This window comes from Phocaeicola faecalis (genome assembly GCF_021730445.1).
Taxonomy (GTDB): Bacteria; Bacteroidota; Bacteroidia; order Bacteroidales; family Bacteroidaceae; genus Phocaeicola; species Phocaeicola faecalis.
In genome coordinates, this window is record NZ_JADNRM010000001.1 from 712,859 (window position 1) to 739,280 (window position 26,422).

The following is a 26,422-nucleotide window of genomic DNA, read 5'->3' on the forward strand; positions in this document are numbered from 1 at the left end:
CAATACAGAGTATTAATTGTTTTCAGGACGAAGTTTACGAACAGTAACGGCAGTCTGCCACATTTCGCTTTCACGCAATGCTTTCAATTCTTCTTCCAACTTTTCGCGATAATCGGGCTTAGAGTTAGAATCGATAGAAATCTGAGCTTCATTACCGGTTTTCACGCTGTGATACAGTTTTTCAACTACAGGCTTGATAGCATCGTGGAACGGAGTCATCCAGTCCAATGCACCACGCTGGGCAGTAGTAGAACAGTTAGCATACATCCAGTCCATACCGTTCTTAGCGAACAACGGCATCAATGACTGAGTCAGTTCTTCTACAGTTTCGTTGAATGCTTCAGAAGGAGTATGTCCGTTTTCACGCAACACTTCGTACTGTGCCAACAACAATCCCTGAATAGCCCCCATCAATGAACCGCGCTCACCTGTCAAATCTGAAGTGGCTTCACGCTGGAAAGTAGTCTCGAACAGATAGCCGGAACCGATACCGATACCTAGAGCAATAGTACGTTCGTAAGCCTTACCGGTTACATCCTGATAGATGGCGTATGAAGAGTTCAAGCCACGACCTTCGAGGAACATGGTACGCAATGAAGTTCCCGAACCTTTGGGAGCAACCATAATCACGTCGACATCAGCAGGAGGAACCACACCCGTGCGGTCGCTCCAAGTAATGGCAAAACCATGAGAGAAATACAGAGCCTTACCCGGAGTAAGACAAGGTTTAATGGTAGGCCATACAGACATAACAGCAGCATCAGACAACAGGCACATAATGATGCTTGCTTTCTGACAGGCTTCTTCAATGCCGAACAGAGTTTCGCCCGGAACCCATCCGTCAGCAACCGCTTTTTCATATGTTTTTCCCGGACGCTGACCAACGATTACGTTGAAACCATTGTCACGCAGGTTCAATGACTGACCCGGACCCTGTACACCATAACCGATTACAGCGATTGTTTCATCTTTCAATACTTCACGTGCTTTTTCCAAAGGAAATTCATCGCGGATAACTACAGTTTCTGTAACACCGCCAAAATTCAATTGTGCCATTTTAAAACTAATTTTTACGGGCAACACTGCGCCGCCCTATTGTTATTAAATTAAATCAATATCACTTTACTGCGAACAACGACTTCCGCGCCATTCTTTTTTACTTCTATATCATATTCGTTCTCTCTCACTTCCTCGCGATAGAAACTCAATACATCGCCATAATAGCTTTCTGCCACGTATGCCATTTCAAAACGCTTTACCTGTTTTTCCTTGAACACTTCGATGGGAAACAAATCGAGGATATGTTCGATATACTTAATACTATTTACATGCCCGTTGATGTCGATATCACTGTATTTCGTCCGATACTCGACAAGAGGTGTCTTTTCAGTCACTTTGATACGGCCCGGCTTGGAGATAGGACAATCCTTATCACACACATAGTCAGTGATGCTCCCTCCGTGGAGCGTCAGCAAATCGGCAGGCTTACGAGTCTCCATGCTTATCATCGCCCACACCGAACGGGCATAGCCCACAGCATTTCCCTCCTTGTCGAGAATAGCAAAGTTACGGTCGGTAAAAAGTCGATAAACATTCTCCACCCAAGTCTGAATACTGAAAGATTCGTACTCGCGAGGCATCTCTTCCAGTTCGACAGCCAGGCGGGAAAGCACCCATGTATAATGGTTTTCATTCAATGTGGCAATACCGAATCCACGGTCGGCCGCATGGAAGCCGGCACAGTTCAACAGATGATTGCCCAGCACACTCATGGTCAGTTTTCCGGTGAAGTCGCAATGGAAAGGCTCTGCCACAAACTTGTATGTTCCAACTTTATTGTCACTCATCACAGCTCCTTTTCTTCCTTTTGTTGACGATATTTTTCCTCACGCTGTATCAGATACTCATTGACACGTTCAAAGCAACTGGTCGTGATAGCCACACGTCCCGAACGGACGAACTGCAATACACAGCCCAGTGCCTGCAACTCCTCATATAAAGAAGTGATTTCCTCGGTCATGCCCGCCTTCTCGACAATGGCAAAGACCGGATTCACCTCCACAATGCGTGCGTTATAACGGCGAATCACTTTCGATGCGATGGGATTGGACTGAAACTCGGGTATGGACACCTTATAGAGTGCTATCTCGTGCAGAAAGATTTCGTCATCGGTGAAATAATGCGCCTGCAATACATCGATTTTCTTTTCTATCTGCTTCACCACCTTTTCGATAATGTCCTTGGTAGTCCACGCCGTAATGGTGTATTTATGAACTCCTTTGATAGACGAAGCCGAAACATTGAGGCTTTCTATATTAATCTGCCGGCGGGTAAACACAGCAGTAATCTGGTTCAGCAAACCGGCAATATTCTCCGAATGGACGATTAATGTATATAATGTCTTATCCATAACCTTACTCTTTTAACATTCTAACAACATCTGGTTTACCGAACCTCCCGGAGGCGTCATCGGCAACACATTACCTTCCTCTATCACGCAGGCTTCCAAAAGGAACGGCCCGTCGGTAGTCAGCATTTCATGGATGGCATCCTGCAACTCCTCCCGCTCCATCACACGTCGGGCAGGAATCTCGTAGGCTTCGGCTATTTTCATGTAATCCGGATTCAGCATCGGCGTAAACGAGTAACGGCGTCCGAAGAACATTGCCTGCCATTGACGAACATTGCCCAGATAATTATTGTTCAGAAGAATAATCTTCACCGGAGCCTTTTGTTCCATAACAGTTCCCAGTTCCTGAAGATTCATCTGCAATCCTCCGTCACCCATAAACACACACACGGTGCGGTCGGGGCGTCCGAAAGTGGCACCGATTGCGGCAGGCAGACCGAAGCCCATGGTGCCCAGCCCGCCGGAAGTAACGATGCTACGGTTCTTGCTGTACTTAAAGTAGCGTGCCGCCATCATCTGGTTCTGTCCCACATCGGTCACCAGAATAGCTTCGTGATGTGAAGCCTCGCTCACGGCGCGGACCACCTCTCCCATATTCAGTGCGCCTTCGCGGGGATGAATCTCTTTTTCGATAACCTGTTCATACTCCGTTTTTTCATATTCGGCAAAACTGTCAATCCATTCTGTATGCTTGTTTTCACCGATAAGTTGTGTCAGCATGGCAAGCGTCTGTTTGCAATTGCCCAACACAGGCACGTCCACCTTTACATTCTTATCTATTTCCGACGAATCGATATCCAGATGAATGATTTTCGCTTGTCGGGCGTATGTATCAAGCTTACCGGTCACACGGTCATCAAAACGCATTCCCACGGCTATCAACACGTCACACTCATTGGTTTTGACATTCGGCCCAAGATTACCGTGCATACCCAACATACCTTTGTTGAGTCTGTGGTTTGTAGGAAGTGCCGACAGTCCCAGCAAGGTACACCCGCAAGGCATATCAGCTTTCTCAATGAAAGCACGAAGTTCATCTTGCGCATTGCCGAGTTCCACTCCCTGGCCGACTAAAACCAATGGTTTACAAGCACCGTTTATCAATTCGGCAGCTTCCTGCAGACACTCCTTATCCGGATTGGGTTCAGGGTCATAGCTGCGGATAAAATCAAGTTTCATCGGTTCATAGTCCACCATCTCCACCTGAGCATTCTTGGCAAAATCTAGCACAACAGGACCGGGACGTCCACTTTTGGCAATATAAAAAGCGCGTGCCACTGCCCAAGCCACATCCTCTGCCCGACGAATCTGGTAGCTCCATTTGGAGATAGGCTGAGTGACACCCACCAAGTCGACCTCCTGAAACGCATCTGTTCCCAAGAACGATGCGCCCACCTGTCCGGCAATTACCACGATAGGCGTACTGTCAATCATGGCATCGGCAATGCCGGTGATGGTATTCGTCGCGCCGGGACCGCTGGTGACCAGACAGACTCCCACTTCACCCGACACGCGGGCAAAACCTTGTGCCGCATGAGCAGCTCCCTGTTCGTGACGAACCAATATATGATTTAATGTATCTCGATGATGATATAAAGCATCAAAAGTAGGCATGATGGAGCCTCCCGGATATCCGAAAAGAGTCTTTACCCCCTGATGCTCCAAGGAACGCATCAAGGCCTCTGCTCCTGTTATTTGTTCTTTTGCCATATAATATCTATTTCTTTTTATTAGTCAATGATTCTCACACCGCCCTTGTCTGCCGAACTCACCATGCTGGCATAGGCTTTCAGACTCTTCGGCACGTAGCGGTTGCGGGTCACCGGAGTCATGGGACGTGCTGCAAGCTCTTCGTCACTCAGTTTCACATTGATACTGCGGTTCGGAATATCGATTTCGATGATATCTCCATCCACTATTTTCCCGATGTTTCCGCCTGCGGCAGCCTCAGGAGAAATATGTCCGATACTCAGTCCTGACGTACCGCCACTAAAGCGTCCGTCGGTTATCAAGGCACACTCCTTTCCGAGATGTTTTGATTTGATATAAGAAGTGGGATAAAGCATTTCCTGCATACCGGGGCCACCTTTCGGCCCTTCGTGGGTAATCACGACGACATCGCCACTCACCACCTTTCCGCCCAAGATGCCCTCGCAAGCAGCATCCTGTGAATCAAACACCTTGGCCGGTCCCGAAAATTTCCAAATACTTTCGTCCACTCCGGCTGTTTTTACCACACAACCGTCTTGAGCGATATTCCCCTTCAGTACGGCCAACCCGCCGTCCTTGCTGTAGGCATGTTCCAAGTCGCGGATACAACCATTGGCACGGTCGGTGTCGAGTTCTTTGTACGTTGCATTCTGAGAACCCAACGTAATATTAAATTTATTGCCCGGGGCACTAGAGTAGATACGTTCAGCATCAGCATCCGGCTCGTCTACAGTCACACTGTATTTTCTGATAGCATCTGCCAGTGTCATACCATCCACACGGTTCACATCTGTTTTCAGCAGACCGCCCTTGGCCAACTCACCTAATATATTAAGGATACCTCCTGCACGATTTACATCCTGAATATGATATTTCTGTGTATTGGGAGCCACCTTGCAAAGACAAGGCACACGGCGTGACAACATATCGATATCATCCATTGTAAAGTCCACCCCACCTTCATGAGCAATAGCCAACAGGTGAAGAACCGTATTGGTAGACCCTCCCATAGCTATATCCAACGTCATGGCATTGAGGAAAGCATCACGAGTGGCAATGCTGCGCGGCAACACACTGTCATCCCCTTCTTCATAATATTTATATGCATTTTTTACGATTAATGCGGCCGCATCTTTAAACAGCCGGGTACGGTTGGCATGAGTAGCCAGAATTGTTCCGTTCCCCGGCAGCCCCAGTCCGATAGCCTCATTCAGGCAATTCATAGAGTTGGCGGTAAACATTCCCGAGCAACAGCCGCAGCCGGGACAAGCATTATTCTCTATTTGAGCCACCTCTTCATCACTGACCGATGAATCTGCCGATTTAATCATCGCATCAATCAGGTCAAGATGCCGGTTGTTCCATTCTCCTGCTTCCATCGGTCCTCCCGATACAAACACAGTGGGAATGTTCAACCGCATGGCCGCCATAAGCATACCCGGAGTTATTTTGTCACAGTTACTGATGCATACCATCGCATCCGCTTTATGAGCATTGACCATATACTCCACACTATCGGCTATAATATCACGACTTGGCAGTGAATAGAGCATTCCATCGTGGCCCATGGCAATACCGTCATCGATAGCAATGGTATTAAATTCAGCTGCAAAGCATCCCAACTTCTCTATTTCAGCCTTCACCTGCTGACCTATCCCATGCAAGTGTGTGTGTCCGGGGACAAATTGGGTAAACGAGTTTACTATTGCAATAATGGGTTTTCCCATCATTTCTTTCTTCATGCCATTTGCCACCCAAAGGGCTCTGGCCCCTGCCATCCGGCGACCTTGTGTGCTATACGAGCTGCGTAACTGATTTTTCATTTTATTCTATTGTCTAAAACGTCCTAACTTTCTATTACTAAAAAAGCCTTTCTCATCCATGTGAGAAAGGCCTTCAAATATATCTTTTATGTACAACTACACATACACAACCTTTCTCACTCTCCCAGTGTGACCACCACGAAGCGAATAATATGCAGGACTGCCAGGTTATTTAGAGTAGTAACGTTCATATATCTTTTTTCTTTGTTGCTTTAACGACTGCAAAGGTAAAGCGTTTTTCGTAACAAACAAATAAAATGAAGATTTTTTTTCTTATAAATTATCATTCGTAACCAAACGAGCTTTAAAAAAATCATTTTATCACAAAGCGATGCATTTTCTTTCATCCCTGAAGGAGCACAAAGCTTCCGAACACAGACAAACAATCTATCATTCTGACAAAATAACGTAATACTTAGGCGGAATAATCTGTTGGGATATGAATTAATTTGTATCTTTGCACGCCGGGAAAACAATTCCCGCACGTAATTCAGTATATTTATAATATAAAAAACATGGAAAATAAGTACATTACCGTAGCATACAAACTGTACGTTATGCAAGACGGTCAGAAAACATTAGTAGAAGAAGCAACCGCAGAGCACCCCTTCCAATTCATTTCAGGACTGGGAACCACGCTTGAACGCTTCGAAAGCGAAGTTGCCGCCCTGAACAAAGGCGATAAATTCGATTTCGTCATTCCAAGCGCAGAAGCTTACGGAGAATATATGCCTGAAGGTGTACGCACTGTATCTAAAGAAATGTTCACCATCGACGGTGTATTTGATGCAGAACGTATCTTCGAGGGAGCCGTTATCCCTTTGCAAGACAATGAAGGACATCACTTCTATGCCACTGTGGGCGAAGTAACCGCCGATACGGTAACTGTTGACCTGAACCATCCCCATGCAGGCAAAGACCTGACTTTTGTGGGCGAAGTAACAGAATCACGTCCTGCCACCAACGAAGAAATTCAAGAGACGCTGAATATGATGAGCGGCGAAGGTTGCGGATGCGGTTGCGGTGACTGCGGAGACGGTTGCGGAGATGGTTGCGGCAGTCACGACGAAAGTTGCGGATGCGGACATTGCCACTAATCGACAAACTTATATCTTTAAATTGTTTCCAAGGCGTGAAGAATGCGAATGTCACGGAATAATTCTCTTATCCCGTGTTTCTCCGCAATATTCACGCCTGTTTTTTTATTCATTTTCGGCAGACGGATTTTATTCTCCGGCAAAAACTTCAGTTCCCTTTTCAGTGATAGTCCACCGGCCGGCATCCTGCTTCACTACAAAATCCAGAGAGTCATTCTTCCAGACAGCTTCCGCTTTATCCAGCAACACGCCACCTTTCACGGTCGCAACAAATAATTCCGCACAGGTAGAATCTTCTGCAAAAACCACATAAGCCGCCGTTGTGTTATTGTCGGCTGTGATACCGGGCACTTTTACGCCGGCCTCAAAAGGACGGATGCAGTCTTTCTTCAGTGCACTCCACACATAACCTGCCGAAGCGATACATCCGTGTTCGTCTTTATCGTCACCCGTTTTTTGTTCTGTCACCTTCGTTTCCTCTGTTTCCTGGTTTGTTTTAGCCCCCGGCTTACAAGCAGAAAAAGCCATTGCCATACCTACTACGGCAATCCATACATTCATTCTTTTCATATTTCTTATTTTATTATTACCGAAATGTCCTTCAGACACACTGCTATAATGCTAAGTGTGAAAGATTACTGCGTTCCGAATACATTATATTAACGTTCTTTAAAAGAGGGATTTATTTATCAAAATGAAAACAGACGGTTGAAAATCCCTGAAACGAGGCTGGAACAATAAAAATATATTCAACATATATATAATTCCATCCATTCTACTTCTCCCCCCCTTTTGAGTACTTTGAAAGCAGCATAATTTTCTATTCTTTTTCTACTCTGCAAACAAAATGAAGTATCGCTTTTAGAACTTGAACTCAGAACACAATAATAAGTTGCACCCGCTTATGTCCCCATTCTCTCACTCCTTTTTCTTACGCACCTCAGTTATATCATTCATTCACAGCGCAACATCCGTTTATCGGCTTATAAACAGGTTGTTTGTGAAAGTGCCTCATATTCCGGCCTTTCCTTCCCGGACAAGCACCGTTAATGGGAAAACGACGCAAAAAAACATGCGTTTGATTTTGCAGAGAATCACATCAATTCCGGTTGACCATGAAGTACTCCGTCAGCATACAATGCTTCTGTTCCTTCTTTTACTGACGAAAGTAAGATGTCCGTTAACCACAGGGGTGACTAAGTTTAACCACGACCGTGAGCAGACTTAACCACGACCGTGGTTAAGCAATCACGAAATGATTTATCTCTAAAAAGCTCCTTCCATTCAGAATTACGAAGATATATGGCATACTAATTTTCTACTGGGCCTACATCTTGATGAAGTTTGCAAGCCGAAAACAAGGACAAGCGGATAAGTTCCAACAGAACTATGTTTTTCAATAAAATTTAGATTAACACCGCAAATATACAATATTTTTAAAATAACAAGCGAGAGGACGCGGTGATTTTTATAAAAAATATCATTTTTATAAAATATCACACAATAAGCACAGGCAATAGAATGCTATTCAGTACATCTGAATAACCTTTTATACTCCAATCTTACTGCAATTTTAAGGTGAAGCACTATAAAATCGGGTAGAATATAAGAACCTTAACTGAACATTTCACCCCTCTTTTAAGTCATGCCAGGCTGTTAATCATACTATTTTTCCTCACCAATCCTGAAAAACATAGTTCTGTTGGAACTTATTCCATTCATGGATTCACATGTTTTTCACAAACAATTAAATAATAGTAATATGTTAAAACATCTCAAATCAGTCGGTATGTTACTATTCCTCTCAACTATCAGTGGAGGAGCAGTTTACGCATCATCCGGGGAAAGAGTGACGGGTATTGACGCTGTCCAGCAAAACGGCACATGCACCGGAGTTGTAAAAGACGGAACAGGTGAAACCGTTATCGGTGCATCTGTGGTAGTAAAAGGAAGTACCAACGGTACCATCACAGGTATAGATGGAGACTTTACCTTGAACAACGTTCCCAAAGGAAGTACATTGGTGATTTCTTTTGTGGGATATGAAACGATGGAAGTAAAGTGGACAGGAACTCCCTTGAACATCATCTTGAAAGACGACACACAAATGTTGGATGAAGTCGTTGTAGTAGGTTATGGTACGCAGAAAAAAGTAAATGTAACCGGTGCCGTGAGTATGGTCGACTCCAAAGTGCTGGAATCACGCCCCGTACAGAATGTGGCACAAGCCTTGCAAGGTCAGATTCCGGGATTGAATATGTCAGTGGGCAACAGCGGTGGTGCATTGGATGCTTCTCTTAATATCAACATCCGTGGTGCAGGTACCATCGGTGACGGCTCCAGTGGCAATCCCTTGATTTTGATTGACGGAATCGAAGGCGATATGAATACGGTAAACCCTAATGATATTGCCAATGTGTCAGTACTGAAAGATGCCGCCTCTTCTTCTATTTACGGTGCACGTGCTGCATTCGGTGTTATTCTAATTACCACCAAGAACGGTAATAGCGGAAAAACAAGAGTCAACTATTCAGGTAATCTCCGTTTTTCGGATGCTATCCAAAAACCTAATATGACCAACTCATTGGACTTTGCAACTTATTTCAATGAAGCTCAGCGCAATGCTTACGGTACTGTCATCTTCGATGAAGACGATATGAACCGCATCAAGACATACATGAGCGGCGGATACACCGACCCCACCAAACCGGAATATTACGGTACGGTAGCCGGTACCAACGGACGTTGGCAGAACTACGGAGGTGCATTTGCCAATACCAACTGGTTTGATGAATTCTATGACAGTTGGGTGCCTTCACAAGAACACAATTTAAGTATCAATGGCGGTAACGACAAAATCACCTATTTGCTAAGCGGTAGCTTCCTTGACCAAAAGGGTCTGTTACGTCACGGTAGCGACAAGTTCCAGCGTTATACACTGAACGGAAAAATATCCGTGAAACTTGCCGATTGGATTACCATGAATTATAATAACAAATGGACACGCGAGAACTATGACCGTCCGACTTACATGACAGGACTGTTCTTCCACAACATCGCACGCCGCTGGCCGACCTGTCCGGTAGTCGATCCCAACGGACACTGGTCTGCCGATATGGAAATCATACAAATGGAAGAAGGTGGAAAACAAACCAGTGAAAAGAACTGGATAACCAATCAGATTCAATTCGTATTCGAGCCCATCAAGGACTGGCACATCAACGTAGAAGGCAGCTTGCGCCAATACAATGAAAAATACCATTGGGCTGTATTGCCAATCTACGGTTACGATACCGACAATAACCCTTATGCACTGTCTTGGAACGGAGGTGCTGCCGGCTATTCGGAAGTACAAGACTACCGCGCCAGCGAAGACTACTTCTCAACCAATATTTTCAGTGATTATTCCAAAACCATAGGCGACCACTACTTTAAAGTAATGGCAGGTTTCAATGCCGAGCTTTACAAGAAAGGCGGCCTGACCGGTTTCGGTACAGATCTTATCACTTCCAGCGTGCCTGAACTGAACACCACACAGGACAATAAAAACGCTTACAACAGTGCATCCGAATTGGCTATCGCCGGTTTCTTCGGACGTGTCAACTACAACTACAAAGAGCGCTATCTGTTGGAAGCCAACTTACGTTATGATGGTTCTTCACGCTTCATCGGCGACAAACGCTGGGGACTGTTCCCATCATTCTCAGTGGGATGGAACATTTCACGTGAAGAATTCTTCAAACCATTGTCAAACGTAATCGGCACCTTGAAACTGAGAGGTTCATGGGGACAATTGGGTAACAATGAAACCGAAGCCTGGTATCCGTTCTTCCAAAGCATGCCTGTGGGAACAAACAACTCAGGCTGGTTGCTCAACGGAGTACGCCAAAACACAGCATCTCTTCCGGGCATCGTCAGCAGTGTATTGACTTGGGAAACCGTAGAATCATGGAACGTCGGTGTAGACTTCGGTCTTTTTGACAACCGACTGACCGGTTCATTCGACTACTACCAACGCTATACTTACGATATGGTAGGTCCTGCTCCCACCCTTCCCGGTATTTTGGGTGCATCTGCCCCGAAGATAAACAATGCCGATATGAAATCTTACGGTTGGGAAATGGAATTATCATGGAGAGACCGTATCGAAGACTTCAACTATGGAGTACGCTTCACTTTGGCCGACGGACAGCGTAAGGTACTGAAATATCCGAATGAAAGCGGTGATATCTACAGTTGGTACAACAACAAGCTGGACGGAACCATCTGGGGATACACCACAGTAGGTATCGCACAGACTCAAGAAGAAATGGATGCCCATTTAGCCAACAACAAACCCAACTGGGGTTCTAAATGGGGTGCCGGCGATATTATGTATGCCGACTTGAACGGAGACGGAGAAGTGACTTCCGGTTCCAAAACCCTTAACGACCATGGCGACTTGAAAGTTATCGGTAACAGTTATGCACGCTACAACTTCGGTTTCACGGTAGACGGTTCATGGAAAGGACTGGATTTCTCCATCTTCTTGCAAGGAACCATGAAACGCGACTACTGGCTGGATGGCCCGTACTTCTGGGGAGCCAGCGGTGACGAATGGCAATCAGCCTGCTTCACCGAGCATCTGGACTATTGGACACCTGAACACACAAACGCATATTATCCGAAACCTTACTTCGGAAATATCAAAAAGAATCAGGAAGTTCAAAGCGGATATTTACAGAATGCGGCATACCTGCGTGTAAAGAACGTACAAGTAGGTTATACTTTGCCCAAAAGCTGGACTAAAAAGGCTGCCATGGAATCTGTACGTTTCTACGTTTCCGGCGACAATCTGCTCACTTGGACAGGCATCAGTTCTGTATTCGACCCCGAAACACTGGGTGGCGACTGGGGACCGGGTAAACTGTATCCGTTGCAAAGAACCCTCTCTGTCGGTGTAAATGTTAACTTCTAAAAAAATACGAATATGAAATTAAGTTTAAAACATATCTACATCTGCTCACTTATCGGTCTGGGAGCATCAACACTGACTTCCTGCAATGATTTTTTAGACCGTGAGCCGATAACCAATGTAACCCCTGAAGCCTATTTCACAACTGTAGACCAAGTGGGTGCATACGTTATCAACTACTACTCTTACCTGCAAAACTCTCGCCAGCAGTCTCTTTACCATGACAAGAACTGGCGTAGCGGTATGACACTCAATGACAATAATACAGACAACCTGTTTTCACAAACAGGTGACTTAGATTGGTTTGCCGGAGAAAAACAAGTACCTTCGGGCAAGAACTTCCAAACTTACACTTCACGTGCCCGTGTATGGAACTGGCTGCTTGAACAAGTCCTTCCGAAAGAAGAAGCAGGAAGCATCCAAGGCGACAAGACCATTCTGAGCCATTATATCGGCGAAGCCTATTTCTTTCGTGCATTGGCATACTATCAGGCATTGGTTCGCTATGGCGATTTTCCCATTATCGACCAAGTGTTGCCCGACGATCAGGCCATACTGAAGGAACTGAGCCAGCGCGCTCCACGTAACGAAGTGGCACGTTTCATATTGAAAGACCTTGATACAGCTATCTCACGTCTGAAAGACCAAGGTTTCCAAAACAACCAGCGTATCAACAAGCAAACCGCACAGCTGCTCAAGTCACGCGTAGCGTTGTTTGAAGCTACCTTTGAAAAATACCACAAAGGCACCGGACGTGTTCCGGGTGACGATACATGGCCCGGAAAAGACATGGCATACAACCAGGGAAAGACTTTCGACATTACAGGAGAAATCAATTTCTTCCTGACCGAAGCCATGAGCGCTGCCAAAGCCGTTGCCGACCATTGTACGCTGACCGGCAACTCGCATCAGATGAATCCCGTTTTAGGACAAACCGACGGATGGAATCCTTACTTCGATATGTTCAGCCAAGAAGATTTGAGCAGCATTTCCGAAGTATTACTTTGGAAACAGTACAACCTGAGCATCGGTTATACTCACGATGCAGCCTACATCTTGTCGGCTGGCGGTGACCAACTGGGACTTTCACGTAGCTACATCACTTCCTTCCTGATGCAAAACGGTTTGCCTTACTATGCCGACGGTTCGGGTTACAAAGGCGACTTGAGCGTATCCATGGAGAAAGAAGGACGTGACGAACGTCTGCAACTCTTTGTATTCGGTGAAGAAGACATTGTCCGTAGCGACCCTGCCGACCCTGCCGTTGCCAAGAACAACGAAGCAGTGATTCTGGACACCATTCCTTTGGTGACAAGCAGTGTGGAACTACAAGACTTTACGGGTTACCGTCCACGTAAATATTATAACTACGATTACGACCAGTACAAGAGCAACACTATCATTTGTACCACAGGAGCCATCGTGTTCCGTGCTGCCGAAGCCTACCTGAACTATATCGAAGCATGCTATGAAAAGAACGGTTCATTGGACAATGATGCCGCAGGTTATTGGAAGGCCATCCGCCGCCGTGCAGGTGTAAGCGAAGATTATAATCTGACCATTGCCAACACCAACTTAGACAAAGAAGCCAACGTAGTGGGCGGTACCGTATATGGTGATTTGGCAGTCTTCTCCGGCGACCGGAAAGTAGACGCTACACTCTACAACATCCGTCGCGAACGCCGTTGCGAATTTATCTCGGAAGGTATGCGTTGGGATGACCTGAAAAGATGGCGTTCATGGGATCCTGCCATCACCGGACACTATATGCTGGAAGGCATGAACCTGTGGGACGAAGCTTACAAAAAATATGTAGATGCCACCGGCAAATCAACTTTGATAGCCGACGGAACAAGCAATGCAAACATTTCAGCCGCTTCTGTCAGCAAGTATGTCCGTCCGATGGGACGTACCGAAACAAACAACCAATTGTTCAACGGATATACATGGAAGAAAGCATTCTATCTGGAACCTCTTGGCGTACAAGACTTCACATTGAGCGCCAGCGACCCCAACGATATCAAGACTTCAACCATGTATCAAAATCCTTATTGGCCTATGACAGCCGGACGCGCATTGGAATAAGTTTGTAAATAGGTATAACGATAAGAAAATGTTAATGATAATCATTCTGAAAACAGAATAATCGTCTTAACATAACTGTGATGGAAAAGGGGGTTCGAGAGAATACCCTTTTCTTTGTTCTTTTTCAAAGACCTACTCATTTACCTTAAAAATAATGATATGAAAACAAAACTATTCACCCTCATCATCCTACTGCTCCTTAGTATCGCCACAGCAACCACACAGACTAAAGAAAAAGGTTTCTTTGTCGAAATGAACGGAGGATACGGAGAAGTGAAAACCGCGTTTGTATCCTCTACTGTAGAAAATCCATTGCTTTTTCATCTTGGCTATGCAAGATATGCCGTACTGACTCCATCCATCGGTTACCAAATCAACCGCCATTGGGCAGCCGGATTCAAAATACAATTTGAAAGCATAATGGAAGACGAAAAAAGAACTACTTATACACCCTATATGCGATATAACTTCCTGCATCCCGGCAAATTCAATATCTTTATGGATATGCAAGTTTCTGCCATCAGACACTTGGGTAAAAATGATGTCGAAGGAGGCATCAATCCCGGAGCATCCTATGCCCTGAACAACCATTTCAGCATCCTGCTCAAATATCTATTCATCGGATTCAACGGAGAGGACAGAAAAAGCGGAGCCATGATAAAATCCAAAAACTTCATCATTGATGCCAACTGGAGACGACTGCAACTGGGATTGCAATATATTTTCTAATCTCGCCATAAGTTGAAGATAAAGCTTTGTTTAATGACAATAGCTATACATTCACCATAAAAATAGAACACTTATAATGAAAACAATGTTACTGTACTTGTTCAGCCTGCTCCTCCTCTGCACAGTAACGGCAGCCGGTCATCATCAGTCGTATGAAACAATATACGTACACACCGACCGCTGCAATTTCTGTGCCGGAGACACCGTGTGGTTTCAAGTCTATGTGATGGACACACGACAGCAAGCCGAAAGCTACAGTCACTTTGTGTATGCCGAACTGCTGCACGACACCATTCGCATGGCAACCGAAAAAATCAAAGTCGGCGAAGAAGGATTCGCCGGCTTCTTCCCATTACCCGACAGCATTGCCCCAGGCCACTACACGCTGCGCTTCTACACCCTACGTTCGGCATCCCTACCCATTCCCCGGTTCCACTATACCCCCATCACCGTCAGTGCCCACCGCCGCATGCAGCCCCGCCTTGCCACAAACAAAAACACCGATGCCTTCCACGTCTCCTTTTTCCCCGAAGGCGGACACTTGCCGACAGGCACTTTGACACGTATTGCATTCAAGGCATTGCAAGCCGACGGACTGGGAGCGAACATCACCGGATATATCACCGGCTCTACCGGAGACACTATCGTTCACTTCCGGTCGGAACATCTGGGTATGGGAAGCTTTGCCTTTGAAATCCGGCCCGGCGAAACCTATACGGCAGTGTGCACGCATCGCGGAAAAGTGCTCCGATTTGCCCTGCCCGAGCCAAAAGACAACGCCGTATCCCTATGGGCCAACCCTTATAAAAAAGAAGAGATTATTGTCGGCATAAAAAAGAATCCGGCAGGTCACACCCCGGAGGAATATACACTCAGGGTGGAGTCGCAAGACAGTGTATTAGCCACCCTGCCCCTGCACGCCGGTCACATCTGCCGCTTGTCCAAAGCCACACTTCCGGCCGGAGTCATTCGGCTTACACTCACAGACCGTAACGGCTTGCCACAGAGCACACGCACCGTGCTGAATGCGCCTTTGAACATCAAACTCAATACACACACAGAAGTTAGCCGGAAAGCAGACAACCAATGCCGCATCACGCTTACCCTGACCGACCCTGTCGGCAACGCACTGCCGGATGGAAATATCTCCCTGTCGGTCACCGACACACGATACGCCCGGCAAGACACCACCTCCAACATCCTGTCAGCCTATCTTCTGACCCCCTACCTCCGGGGCTATATCGAACAACCGGCCTCTTACTTCAGCGGAGATGTCACGCACGACAGTTTCCGCCAAGATTTGCTAATGCTGACACAGGCATGGACTGCTTTTGATGCTTCGGCCGATACAGCAAACTGCGTTACAAACATCCCCGCAGAAACAACAGAACTGATACAAGGCCGCATCATCTCCAACCGAAACGCAAACAAGGGTATCCCTCAAGCCACCGTCACCCTGCTGTCTTTCGATGGCAAGATATTCAAGACTACAAAGACCGACCCCGAAGGCTATTTCCTCTTCGACCATCTGTCGTTTGTCCCGAACACCCATTTTCTGATACAAGCATATACAGCCAAAGGCGGAACACACGTAGCAGTGCAAATAAACAAAGAAAAACGTCCCCGGGTGGAACGCATCAGCATGCTCCATGCCCACATTCCCGAAACGGAAAGCTACGAAGAAAACATCATGCTTTATGATAAGAACAGACCGAAACGTCCCGACAGTGTGGCATGGGAACTGCAGATGGATAATGTAATCGTAACCGCCCGCAAACAAAGACAAAAGCTATCACCCGGAGCAGCAAGGGTGCACTCGGACTTCAACCGGGCATACAGCCCCACAGAAATGACTCTTTCGCCCTATGCGTCCGTGCGCGACTTCATGATGCACATTCCCGGGGTACAATATGCCAAAGACGAGGTCAACGTGCAAGAGTATTATATCATCAAACGTTATGGTGAGGAAGTGCCTGCCATGCTCATTATCGACGGACTGGAAGTATCCTTCGGCGAATTTGTGAGTTTCCCCATCTCTGCCGTAGAATCCATTGAAGTGATAAAAGACGTAGCCGGACTGGTCACACTGGGCAGACGAGCTGCCAACGGAGCCATCATGTTAGTCAGCAAAGCGGACAACCCGACGGCAATGGCGAATAAGAAATCCAACTTCCGCGTAATTGTTCCGCAAGGCTGTCAGGTGAAACAGCACTTTTATGTCCCTCATTATCCGACAAACAACGAAAGTACAGAAAAAGAAATGAGGAGAAAAACGGTCTATTGGCAGCCCGACATAAAGATAAAAAAGGGAAAAGCAGATATAATCTTTACGGCTCCTCCCCAAGCTCCCCTGTTCATGGTGATACAGGGCATCTCCGCCAATGGGAAACTGATAACAGCAAACAAAATATTATAATCATTTAAACAGTATCGATTTATGAAAAACCTTTATTTAATTTGTCTTTTATTTATCATTTCCGCCTGTGGAACACCTACCACAGAAAATCGGATTACATTTACACAAGTAGACCCCTTTCTGAAAGTATTCAGAGAATCAAACTTCTTCCCCGAGTATGACGAGACCGAAGAAGTGGCTGCAGGCGAGCACGCCACCTTCCAGTTTGCAGTGAGAGCCGCACTGCCATTGAAGGAATTGTCGGCACAGGTTACGGCGTTCACCAACGAAAAAGGAACACAGTTACAAAGTACCCCGCGTACGGGTTTTGTAGATTATGTGCGGGTGGGCCGACAGACACCCGACCGCGCCAAAGACGCCATCACCTCTCTGTCACACTACTATCCCGACCCCATTATCGAGCAAAACGGACAATCCGTGGCACGTGATGTGGCGCAGCCCATCTGGATTTCCGTTCCCGTTCCCACCGATGCGGAAGCCGGAAACTATAAAGCCACATTCAGCCTCAAAGGAACAATGGACAACCAAACCTTTGAGTTGAAAAAAGAAATCAGCGTAAAAGTTTACCCCGTCGTCATGCCCCAACCGGATTTATGGGTAACCAATTGGTTTGGCACATCACCCGACAAAATGAAAATATTCAATGGCGGGAAAGAGGTGGAACCTTACTCGGACGCTTACTGGGAAATGGTGCAGGCACTGGCCGATAAAATGAAGGAATGCTATTCCAACGTTATCCTGCTCTCACCGCTGGAACACATCGAGTTTGAGGAGAAAAACGGAACCTATACTTTCGACTACTCCCGATTCGACAAAATGATAGAAATCTTCCATCAGGCCGGTGTATTGAAAATGCTCGAAGGCGGACATATTGCCGGACGTTCGGGAGACTGGAGCAGCCAATTCGCGCCCTATGTCCCTCAGTATGAGAACGGCAAGAAGAAATTGGTACAATATCCTATGGAATCGGAACAGGCTGTCAACTTCTATCGCCAGTTTATCCCCTCGCTTGCCGCCCATCTGAAAGAAGCATATCCGGAAGTACTGTATGCACAGCACATTGCCGACGAGCCTACAAGCGACAATATAAAAAGCTATGTGGCTATCGCCCGATTTGTGAAACAGCAGTGTCCGGACATCAAAATCATAGAGGCTTGCCATACTCATGACCTTGAGAATATTCTCGACATCTGGGTGCCGCAACTCAACTTCTATAAGGAGGGGTATGACTTCTATCGCGAAAGACAAAAACAGGGAGACGAAACGTGGTTCTACACCTGCCTTGCCCCTCAAGGCGACTTTGCCAACCGTTTCTTGGAGCAACCGCTCATCAAGACCCGCCTCATTCACTGGCTCAACTTCAAATATGGGGCAACAGGATATCTGCATTGGGGATTCAACCAATGGTTTACCGGCAATAATCCTTACAAGGAAACAACCCGCATGAATGAGGAAGGAGGCAATACACTACCCGGAGGAGACAGCTGGATAGTCTACCCTAACAACGGAAAGCTGTATGGTTCCATCCGTCTGGAAGCTATGCGCGACGGTATTGCCGACTATACGCTCCTGAAAATGTTGGAAAAGAAGAATCCCGAACTGGCACGAGAACTCTGCCGGCTGGTTGTATTTCACTGGACACTGTATGATACCGAGAGTGACCATTTCCGCAGCATCCGGCATCAAATATTGGAAGAGTTAAGTAAGTAAATTTACAGATGCAGATTAAAACTGTGGGAGTGTGTCAAAACTAAACCGACCTATCCCATCGTCAGCTGTAGGGGCAGGGTTTGCCTGCCCGAAGATACAAAGCAAACTGTTTTCGGGCGAGCGAACCTCGCCCCTACGAACGAAACGACAGCATGATTCACGTTCTGACACACCCACACACTGTTATCATGGTAATTATTCCGGCTATTACTCTATAATGATGCTGTAACTCACATCAAATACCTCTTTGCTTCCTAATTTCTGAATCCATTCCCTATCTTTCAGCTCTCCGTCAAACCCGACGGCATCACAACGGCCATACCACGGCTCGATGCAGACAAACGGACAATCGGGATGAGCCTTGGCAGGCGACCACAACGCCACCAGCGGAGTGTCAAACTCCAGACTGACGTGAGGGTTCTTCTCCCTGTCCAGCAAGGTCACTTTCTTAAGTTGCGCATCCTGAAAGATATATGTATCACAGTCAAACGTATGTGTATCTATTTTCATCAGTCCGTCCGCATCCCGTTCCAATGTATGAAGCTCCGGTGACACGCACCCCTTCTCCACCGGAACGATATACCGCAACTCCTCTTTACTGTCGAAAGCAAAGAATCCGCGTTCGTCTGCTGATGCATCAAACCCAGGGAAGTTAAAGGCGGGATGAGCTCCGATTTGGAAATACATATCCAACTGTCCAAGGTTCTCTACACGCCATTTTACACTAATTCGGTTACCTTCCAACAGATAACCGACCATCAGACGGAAAGGAAAAGGATATTTACCGAGCATCTCGGGTGTAGACTCCAGCCAGTAGACTATTCCCTCCTCCCCTTTATAAGTCACTTTAAAATCCGTATCGCGGGCAAAACCGTGCTGCCCCATCCGGTAAGAGTTACCCGCATAGCGGTAGGTATCTTCCCACATACGCCCTACTATGGGAAATAGAAGAGGCGAACGGCGTCCCCAAAAGCGGGCATCTCCCTGCCACAGATATTCCTTTCCGTTTTTCCGAATGCTTTGCAGTTCGGCCCCATGCTCACTGATACCGACGGTAAGAACAGAATTAGATATTGTTTCCATTTTATTCCTTTTTTACTTAGAAGTTTATTTTCGGGTAAAGGTAAGGATGTTTCATGATATGACAAAACGAATATGAAAGGATTATTTTCAGAAGTCTTCGCGCAACATATAACCCTTTCTCATCAGCGAGTCTATCTTGACTGTATTGTCATTGCGAAGTGCCCTCCGCAAATAACTAATCTGCACGTTCAGCGCAAGAGAGTTGGCATACGGACAGTATCGTTCGCCTATCTTCACACAGACCATAACTTAATGACACGGAGTGATTATAAAGATGGCATCTTCTACCTTTCCCCTTATGAAAAAAGCAACTCTGACGAAAATTACACGCTACATTCCGTCCTGTCCAAAGGAGTATATGACTGGAATTTGAAGTCGTCCGTCGAACTGACCATGGGCCGCACCAAAGGAAAACAGTGCAATGACGGAGTGGTTCAGGACTACCGTTATGACTATCTGTCGGTTGAACCCAAGATAATATGGGCGCCTTCCCGACTGTTTGAAGCTGCGTATCAAGCCAAATTGAGTTGCGGGAGTTCAAAAATAGGCGACGACAAACGGCTGGATGCCCTGTGGAACCTGTCACAGCGCCTGACACTGAGCATGGGATGGGGCGATACTGATTTCCGGCTTTCGGGAGAACATTTTTATAATGACATCGACCGCACACAGCATCTCAACACATGGCTGGCAGACGCTTCACTGGTACAGCGTGTGGGAAAATGGCGCTTCACAGCCTCCGTCACCAATTTACTAAATAAAAAGGAATACAGTTATACCCTATATTCGGCTGTACAAAGCTCCACTTCATGGGTAAAACTCCGGCCGCGCGAGTATCTTCTTTCCATCCAATATCAATGGTAGAGATTTAAAAATAGGATATTTGTGCTTCAATTTGTTTCTTTTTACGTATGTTTGTAAACAAACTATTAGCACACCTACTATGAAAATACGAATAAAGATGCTGACGAGCTTCTGGAGTATAATGCTGGGAGCCGCGTGTGTCATTTCTTGTGGGACAAAACAGAAAAGGGCATTCAATGCTTTTGACACCTATCTCCAGTTCTTTCAGGAAGTCAACGACTCCTTGTCCAAGAATCCCCGATATGTCTGCGCCGAAACACAGAAGCGTATGGCTGCCACCGCCGACAGCACCACTTATTACTACTATATGATGTTGCTGGCCAAAGCCTATATGTTCCGGTCGGATATGGATTCCGCCGCCGTGTGCATGAATCAGGCAGAAGCCTATTGCCGTCGCAACGCACTCACACCGCAAGTATCCGATTTATATGCCGACATCTATAATATGCGCGGAAATGTACTCGCACGCCAGGCATTGGTAGACTCGGCAGTCATTTGTTTCAGCAAGGCACTCAACTATCGACTGAACGGAGACAGAAAAGAAGTGTTGCCCGACATTTCAATAAACCTTGCCGATGCCTACGTACGCACAGGACAATACGATAAAGGTGCATTGTGGTATCGGAAGGCACTGTCGTTTTTCGACTCACTGCGCATTCCCGAAGCCAAACGCTTCCCGGCCTACTACGGATTGGCACAAGTATATATGGAATTGCGCGATTTCGAATTGTGCGACTATTACTACGACATGGCTGCCCGCCAATATGAAGAGATGATGCCTTACGAGAAATGCATTTACCTCAACAACCGCGGAAACTCCTATTACTTCCGCAAGGATTATCCGCGTGCACTCGAAATGTTCAGAAAAGAACTGGCATTTGCACACACTTATCCCGATATGGTTTTCGAGGTTCACCTGAGCGAGATGAATTTGGGAGAGACCTTCCTGCTGATGAATCAAACAGATTCCGCCGCTTTCTATCTGGCTAAGTGTGAGGATTTCTTCCGGTCTATCGGAAACATCAGCGCACTCTATTATCTGGATACACAGCTGATAGAACTGGCATTGAAACAAAACAATCTCGCCTTGGCACGCAAACGTCTTGCCGAAGCCGTGAAGCCCGATTATGTGGAGCCCAATATGCTGCACATCCGTAACCGCTACCTACAGCATTATTACGAGGAAACGGGAGACTATAAGAAAGCCTATCATTATCAGCGGGAGAACCAGCGCATTGACGACTCCACCCGCAATGAGCGCATCAAGATGCGCACCGCCGAAATCGACTTGAAATACCGGCAGGACACTACGCTGATGAAGCAAAAGATATTCATTCAGCAGAAAGAAAACGAGGTGCTGGAACTCCACCAGCGCATGTATGTGTGGATGTCTGTCTGTTTCCTGATTCTGATATTGGTTGTCTTTATCTATCTTTACAATAAGAAGCAACGCCACCTGCTCAGAATGCGCAGCCAGAACATGATTAACACGCTGCGCATGGAGAATATCCGCAACCGTGTTTCGCCCCACTTCATCTTCAATGTGCTGAACAGGGAAATGAACAGCCATAGCAACGGACACGGCGAGAACATGCAACAGTTGGTAAAGTTGATGCGCCGCAACCTTGAACTGACCGAGCACCTCTGTGTCACTCTGGATGAAGAACTCGACTTTGTACAGACCTATATAGAACTGGAACGCAAATCACTGGGAGACACTTTCGCACTGTCTGTCCATGTGGATGAAACCATCGATTCCGCCCGCGAGATTCTTCCTGCCATGATGATTCAGATTCCGGTGGAGAATGCCATCAAGCATGCACTAAGGGATAAACCGGGGAAAAAGAATCTGTGGATTGACATCAGGCGTGAACCGACGGGAGCCATCTGCATCAAGATAAGGGACAACGGCGGAGGATACAGGGCAAGCAGCCACAACCGGGGTACGGGAACCGGCATGAAAGTAATTCTTCAAACGGTTCAGATGCTCAACGGCCATAACAAGAAGCATATAGACATCGCTGTCAATAATGTGCCGCTGGGAGGAGGAGAAACAGGTTGCGAATTTGTCGTGATACTTCCCCAAGGTTATGATTATAACTTTTAAAAAGCTGTTTAACGACTATTTTCACACGGATAGTTCCTGTTTGAAGCCGGATATCCACAAATGCAGAATTATCGGTTTGTATCTTAAAAGATGTTTCTCTACTTTTGTTTCATTAATCATGGTAAACAAATTATATGGACAGGCTTTATAAAGTATTGATTATAGATGATGATGAGTATTCGGCGGATAACCTTTGCATGGAGCTGAAGCGTTATGGACAGTTGGCAATAGAGGGTATTGCCCGCAATGGCTCTAATGGAAAGAAAATGATAGACAAGCTTCGTCCCGATATTTTGTTTCTGGATGTGGAGTTACCCGACATGAAAGGGATGGAGCTGTTGGAGCAGACCAACAGTTGTGTTACATGGAGCATGCAGGTGGTCTTTTATACTGCCTATGACAAATACATGATTAATGCCATCCGCGAGTCTGCTTTCGATTATTTGCTGAAACCGATAGACAGGAAAGAACTGGACTGCATTATCACCCGTTTTCTGAAAAAGATGGACGAACCGGCTGCACCGGTGACTATTCCGCCACAAGTATATTCGGCCGGCGAACATACATTTATGATTTCCACTCCCACCAATGACTTGCGCGTTCTCCGTTCTATCGATATCGGGTTCTTCCGCTATAACTCCGACCGCAAATTATGGGAGGTGGTACTGAACAATCAGGTTCCCCTGCTACTGAAGAAAAATACCACAGCGCATCAGATAACAGAGTACGCTCCCTGCTTTGTGCAGATACACCAATCTTATATCATCAATATCAATTATCTGATAATGATAAAGGAGAACCGTTGCGTCATGTACCCTCCTTTCGAAAAAATAACAGAGCTGATTGTCTCAAAGAAGTTTAAGAAAACATTGCAGGACTCTTTCTATCAATTATAACATGATGAGGAAATGATTATACCGTAGAGGTGTGTCAAAACTAAAATGGCCTATCCAATCGTCAGCTGTAGGGGCAGGGTTTGCCTGCCCGAAGACACAAAGCCCGAAGACACAAAGCCCGAAGACACAAAGTCCGAAGACACAAAGCCCGAAGACACAAGGCAAACTGTTTTCGGGCGAGCGAACCTCGCCCCTACGAACTAAACGACAGTATTATCCACATTTTGACACAACCCCTACGAGATAAATCAAGTGAGTATCATTTCTTTTTCGGATAATTAGGTCCGTAGAGCATAGTCTTTTCACGCACCACCAATTGTCCGTCTTTCACAAACTCTTCACCGCGTTCGCTCAGATGGCGCACCATTTCAGCACGCATCTCAGCCAGTTGCTTTTTATATTTCTTGTCGTTGGCAGCATTGTGCAGTTCTTTCGGGTCTTTTACCATATCGAACAGTTGTTCTTCTCCGGTGTGGAAATACCAAACGTACTTAATCTTGCCGTCAGTCAGGGCACACCAATAATTATCGGCACTATAACAGGTAGCATGCTCCAAATCGATATATTTGCGCCAGTTGGTTTCCGTACCTTTGGCCAGTGCCAGCAACGAACGTCCGTCCATATCGGCAGGAACAGTTGCATCGGCTGTTTCGAGGAAAGTAGGAAGAAGGTCACGAAGTTCTACAGGAGCATCCACTTTTCCCGGAGCCACTTTCTCTGCTGCAGGCCATTTCACGATATAAGGAATATGTGTAGAGCCTTCATACGGATATGTCTTTCTCCAATGATAATGGTCGCCCATCATGTCACCATGATCGGATACAAAGATAATCAAGGCATTGTCATACATACCTTTTTCTTTCAAAGCCTTCACCACGCGACCTATCTGCTCGTCTATAAACGTGATATTGGCATAATAATAACGTTTGGAATTACGCGCATACTCGTCACCGAAGTTGCCGTAAGGCGCATCTTTGGCAGCCTTTTCAGGGTCAAGCTGCCCGGCCCATTTGCCACACCAGTCACCGATAAACGGATCGGGCACCTGAGCATCTTTATACATATCGAGATATCGCTGCGGCGGATCATACGGACTGTGAGGGCGTGCAAAGGATACCTTCAGGAATAATGGCTTCTCATTATTGTCATAGTTTTGAATAAGCTGGCAAGCCATCTCTCCCGTCCAATAAGTGGGATGAAGATTTTCCGACAATTTATAGATGGAAGCACTGTGGTCGTTCCAGCCGATACCGGTCTCATCGGGATTCTTTCCGGGGGCCTGTATCTGGAACCACTGGCGATAGTCACTGGTGAAGTTAGGGTCTTCTATGCGTCCGCTTTCATCCAGCAACGTCCCCTCAAAGCCGTGTTTGACGCGCTGCGGATGCCAATGCATCTTTCCGATACCGAAAGTGTAATAGCCGGCATCCTTCATCATCTGCGGCATCTCATATTTATATTCGGGTGACACTTCTCCATAGCCCAGCAAGCCGTGATGCCAGGGAGAAAGTCCGGTGAGCATTCCCGCACGAGCAGGAGTACTGCTGGGACAAGAAGAATATCCATTCATAAACAGTGTTCCCTCGCCGGCCAACCGGTCCAGATTGGGAGAGATGACAGTCTCATTGCCCATACAGCCCAAGGCGTCGCCCCGTTGTTGGTCAGTCATTATCAAGATAACATGTGGATGTTTTTGCGCGTAAGCAAACGAAGAACATAGTCCGGCTGTGACAGCCAATGTACATTTCAAATTGGTTACAATACTCATATTTATTTTGGTTTTTCATGGTGTTATGCAGCAAAGATAGTAAATTTTCGGATACGCTGAACTACAAATCACAACAGAAAAAGGGTTTGATATGCATCAAATTGTTTTATAGAAAGCTTTATCGTATCTTTGCAACCGTTTAATAAAACCTAATAGAAAGATGAAGAAGAGAATTTTACTGAAAAGTATTTGGATTTTATTGGTGATGTGTGGGGTGTCTGCCAATGCCGGAGCACAGGATTTGAAATCCATATTGTCGGGGGTGGCGAAGGCTGTTGTCGGAAATAAGGCTACAACGGCTTCTTCTATTATCGGCACATGGACGTACTCCGGTCCTGAATGTCAGTTCGAAAGTGAGAACCTGTTGGCAAAGGCCGGTGGCGAAGTGGCTGCTAAGGAAGTGGAAGAGAAAATGACGGCCGTGTATAACAAAGTAGGTATGGATAATATCCGCTACACTTTCAATGAAGACGGAACTTACTCTTATCAGATGAAAAAACGTACGGTTACGGGGACTTATGTGTTTGATGATGCCGCAAAGACCATTACCATGACAGGCAAACTGGGACTGAAGACTGTGGCTTATGTCACAGTGACAGGCAATGACATGAGTATGGTGTTCAAAGCGGACAAATTGATGTCCATCCTGAAGACCATTACCGGAGCAGCATCGAAAGTGAACTCCACCGCAGCCACCATCAACAGTGTGGCGGGAGCTTATGACGGTCTGATGCTGGGCTTTGAGCTGAAGAAATAAGCCGGATGGAGTA

18 protein-coding genes and 1 pseudogene are annotated in these 26,422 nt (G+C 46.3%); 10 read left to right on the forward strand and 9 right to left on the reverse strand.

Going from position 1 to position 26,422, the window contains the following annotated elements; all coding sequences use genetic code 11:
• Positions 1–12: 12 nt before the first annotated feature.
• From ilvC to ilvD, 5 genes are read right to left on the reverse strand one after another with little or no spacing between them, the layout of a single operon-like run.
• Complete coding sequence (gene ilvC, locus IR173_RS03070) at positions 13–1,056, reverse strand: ketol-acid reductoisomerase (RefSeq protein WP_005936757.1); 1,044 nt, start codon at positions 1,054–1,056, stop codon at positions 13–15.
• 50 nt (positions 1,057–1,106) lie between these two features.
• Positions 1,107–1,850, reverse strand: coding sequence for an acyl-[acyl-carrier-protein] thioesterase (locus IR173_RS03075; protein WP_237038206.1), 744 nt, complete (start codon positions 1,848–1,850; stop codon positions 1,107–1,109).
• Entirely contained in the window at positions 1,847–2,410 is a 564-nt protein-coding gene (gene ilvN / locus IR173_RS03080; protein ID WP_237038207.1) for an acetolactate synthase small subunit, read from the reverse strand. Before ilvN ends, IR173_RS03075 begins: the two co-directional genes overlap by 4 nt.
• 12 nt (positions 2,411–2,422) lie before the next feature.
• On the reverse strand, positions 2,423–4,120 hold the full coding sequence (gene ilvB / locus IR173_RS03085) for a biosynthetic-type acetolactate synthase large subunit (protein ID WP_237038208.1): 1,698 nt from the start codon (positions 4,118–4,120) through the stop codon (positions 2,423–2,425).
• A 20-nt stretch (positions 4,121–4,140) separates the two neighbouring features.
• Positions 4,141–5,943 (reverse strand): dihydroxy-acid dehydratase, encoded by a 1,803-nt coding sequence (ilvD, locus tag IR173_RS03090; RefSeq protein WP_237038209.1) that lies wholly within the window; start codon positions 5,941–5,943, stop codon positions 4,141–4,143.
• A 515-nt stretch (positions 5,944–6,458) separates the two neighbouring features.
• On the opposite strand from ilvD, the gene IR173_RS03095 reads away from it, so the two are divergent.
• On the forward strand, positions 6,459–7,040 hold the full coding sequence (locus IR173_RS03095; RefSeq protein WP_237038210.1) for an FKBP-type peptidyl-prolyl cis-trans isomerase: 582 nt from the start codon (positions 6,459–6,461) through the stop codon (positions 7,038–7,040).
• A 129-nt stretch (positions 7,041–7,169) separates the two neighbouring features.
• On the opposite strand, the gene IR173_RS03100 is transcribed toward IR173_RS03095, so the two are convergent.
• Positions 7,170–7,610, reverse strand: a complete 441-nt coding sequence (locus IR173_RS03100) for a hypothetical protein (protein ID WP_237038211.1) — start codon at positions 7,608–7,610, stop codon at positions 7,170–7,172.
• A gap of 1,192 nt (positions 7,611–8,802) precedes the next feature.
• On the opposite strand from IR173_RS03100, the gene IR173_RS03105 reads away from it, so the two are divergent.
• From IR173_RS03105 to IR173_RS03125, 5 genes are all read left to right on the forward strand, one after another.
• Positions 8,803–11,997: a SusC/RagA family TonB-linked outer membrane protein gene (locus IR173_RS03105; protein ID WP_237038212.1), complete on the forward strand. Its 3,195-nt coding sequence runs from the start codon at positions 8,803–8,805 to the stop codon at positions 11,995–11,997.
• A gap of 12 nt (positions 11,998–12,009) precedes the next feature.
• Positions 12,010–14,079, forward strand: a complete 2,070-nt coding sequence (locus IR173_RS03110; protein ID WP_237038213.1) for a RagB/SusD family nutrient uptake outer membrane protein — start codon at positions 12,010–12,012, stop codon at positions 14,077–14,079.
• 159 nt (positions 14,080–14,238) lie between these two features.
• Positions 14,239–14,808: an outer membrane beta-barrel protein gene (locus IR173_RS03115; protein WP_237038214.1), complete on the forward strand. Its 570-nt coding sequence runs from the start codon at positions 14,239–14,241 to the stop codon at positions 14,806–14,808.
• A 76-nt stretch (positions 14,809–14,884) separates the two neighbouring features.
• The gene (locus IR173_RS03120) at positions 14,885–17,224 is read left to right on the forward strand and encodes a TonB-dependent receptor plug domain-containing protein (protein ID WP_237038215.1); all 2,340 of its coding nucleotides are present in this window, start codon (positions 14,885–14,887) and stop codon (positions 17,222–17,224) included.
• Positions 17,225–17,245: 21 nt separating this feature from the next.
• Positions 17,246–18,934, forward strand: coding sequence for a DUF4091 domain-containing protein (locus tag IR173_RS03125; protein WP_237038216.1), 1,689 nt, complete (start codon positions 17,246–17,248; stop codon positions 18,932–18,934).
• Positions 18,935–19,141: 207 nt separating this feature from the next.
• On the opposite strand, the gene IR173_RS03130 is transcribed toward IR173_RS03125, so the two are convergent.
• Positions 19,142–20,017: an aldose 1-epimerase family protein gene (locus IR173_RS03130; RefSeq protein WP_237038217.1), complete on the reverse strand. Its 876-nt coding sequence runs from the start codon at positions 20,015–20,017 to the stop codon at positions 19,142–19,144.
• 87 nt (positions 20,018–20,104) lie between these two features.
• Positions 20,105–20,227 (reverse strand): annotated as a pseudogene (locus IR173_RS03135) (response regulator transcription factor); the annotation flags it as partial.
• A gap of 42 nt (positions 20,228–20,269) precedes the next feature.
• On the opposite strand from IR173_RS03135, the gene IR173_RS03140 reads away from it, so the two are divergent.
• The 3 genes from IR173_RS03140 to IR173_RS03150 all read left to right on the forward strand — a co-directional run bounded on the left by IR173_RS03140 (position 20,270) and on the right by IR173_RS03150 (position 23,884).
• Complete coding sequence (locus IR173_RS03140; protein ID WP_237038218.1) at positions 20,270–20,881, forward strand: TonB-dependent receptor; 612 nt, start codon at positions 20,270–20,272, stop codon at positions 20,879–20,881.
• Between the two features lie 97 nt (positions 20,882–20,978).
• Entirely contained in the window at positions 20,979–22,988 is a 2,010-nt protein-coding gene (locus IR173_RS03145; protein ID WP_237038427.1) for a tetratricopeptide repeat-containing sensor histidine kinase, read from the forward strand.
• A 134-nt stretch (positions 22,989–23,122) separates the two neighbouring features.
• A complete protein-coding gene (locus IR173_RS03150; RefSeq protein WP_237038219.1) occupies positions 23,123–23,884 on the forward strand; it encodes a LytR/AlgR family response regulator transcription factor in 762 nt (253 codons plus the stop codon).
• Between the two features lie 259 nt (positions 23,885–24,143).
• Here the strand turns inward: IR173_RS03150 and IR173_RS03155 are convergent, their stop codons facing one another.
• Complete coding sequence (locus tag IR173_RS03155) at positions 24,144–25,652, reverse strand: arylsulfatase (RefSeq protein WP_237038220.1); 1,509 nt, start codon at positions 25,650–25,652, stop codon at positions 24,144–24,146.
• Positions 25,653–25,857: 205 nt separating this feature from the next.
• Here IR173_RS03155 and IR173_RS03160 point away from each other — a divergent pair, with 205 nt between their 5' ends.
• Positions 25,858–26,409: a DUF4923 family protein gene (locus IR173_RS03160; RefSeq protein WP_371315854.1), complete on the forward strand. Its 552-nt coding sequence runs from the start codon at positions 25,858–25,860 to the stop codon at positions 26,407–26,409.
• Positions 26,410–26,422: the final 13 nt, after the last annotated feature.

Coding starts and splice junctions, on each gene's coding strand:
- ilvC (WP_005936757.1), bottom strand. CDS start 1,056: ATGGCACAATTGAATTTTGGCGGTGTTACAGAAACTGTAGTTATCCGC.
- ilvN (WP_237038207.1), bottom strand. CDS start 2,410: ATGGATAAGACATTATATACATTAATCGTCCATTCGGAGAATATTGCC.
- ilvB (WP_237038208.1), bottom strand. CDS start 4,120: ATGGCAAAAGAACAAATAACAGGAGCAGAGGCCTTGATGCGTTCCTTG.
- ilvD (WP_237038209.1), bottom strand. CDS start 5,943: ATGAAAAATCAGTTACGCAGCTCGTATAGCACACAAGGTCGCCGGATG.
- IR173_RS03095 (WP_237038210.1), top strand. CDS start 6,459: ATGGAAAATAAGTACATTACCGTAGCATACAAACTGTACGTTATGCAA.
- IR173_RS03100 (WP_237038211.1), bottom strand. CDS start 7,610: ATGAAAAGAATGAATGTATGGATTGCCGTAGTAGGTATGGCAATGGCT.
- IR173_RS03105 (WP_237038212.1), top strand. CDS start 8,803: ATGTTAAAACATCTCAAATCAGTCGGTATGTTACTATTCCTCTCAACT.
- IR173_RS03110 (WP_237038213.1), top strand. CDS start 12,010: ATGAAATTAAGTTTAAAACATATCTACATCTGCTCACTTATCGGTCTG.
- IR173_RS03115 (WP_237038214.1), top strand. CDS start 14,239: ATGAAAACAAAACTATTCACCCTCATCATCCTACTGCTCCTTAGTATC.
- IR173_RS03120 (WP_237038215.1), top strand. CDS start 14,885: ATGAAAACAATGTTACTGTACTTGTTCAGCCTGCTCCTCCTCTGCACA.
- IR173_RS03125 (WP_237038216.1), top strand. CDS start 17,246: ATGAAAAACCTTTATTTAATTTGTCTTTTATTTATCATTTCCGCCTGT.
- IR173_RS03130 (WP_237038217.1), bottom strand. CDS start 20,017: ATGGAAACAATATCTAATTCTGTTCTTACCGTCGGTATCAGTGAGCAT.
- IR173_RS03140 (WP_237038218.1), top strand. CDS start 20,270: ATGACACGGAGTGATTATAAAGATGGCATCTTCTACCTTTCCCCTTAT.
- IR173_RS03145 (WP_237038427.1), top strand. CDS start 20,979: ATGCTGACGAGCTTCTGGAGTATAATGCTGGGAGCCGCGTGTGTCATT.
- IR173_RS03150 (WP_237038219.1), top strand. CDS start 23,123: ATGGACAGGCTTTATAAAGTATTGATTATAGATGATGATGAGTATTCG.
- IR173_RS03155 (WP_237038220.1), bottom strand. CDS start 25,652: ATGAGTATTGTAACCAATTTGAAATGTACATTGGCTGTCACAGCCGGA.
- IR173_RS03160 (WP_371315854.1), top strand. CDS start 25,858: ATGTGTGGGGTGTCTGCCAATGCCGGAGCACAGGATTTGAAATCCATA.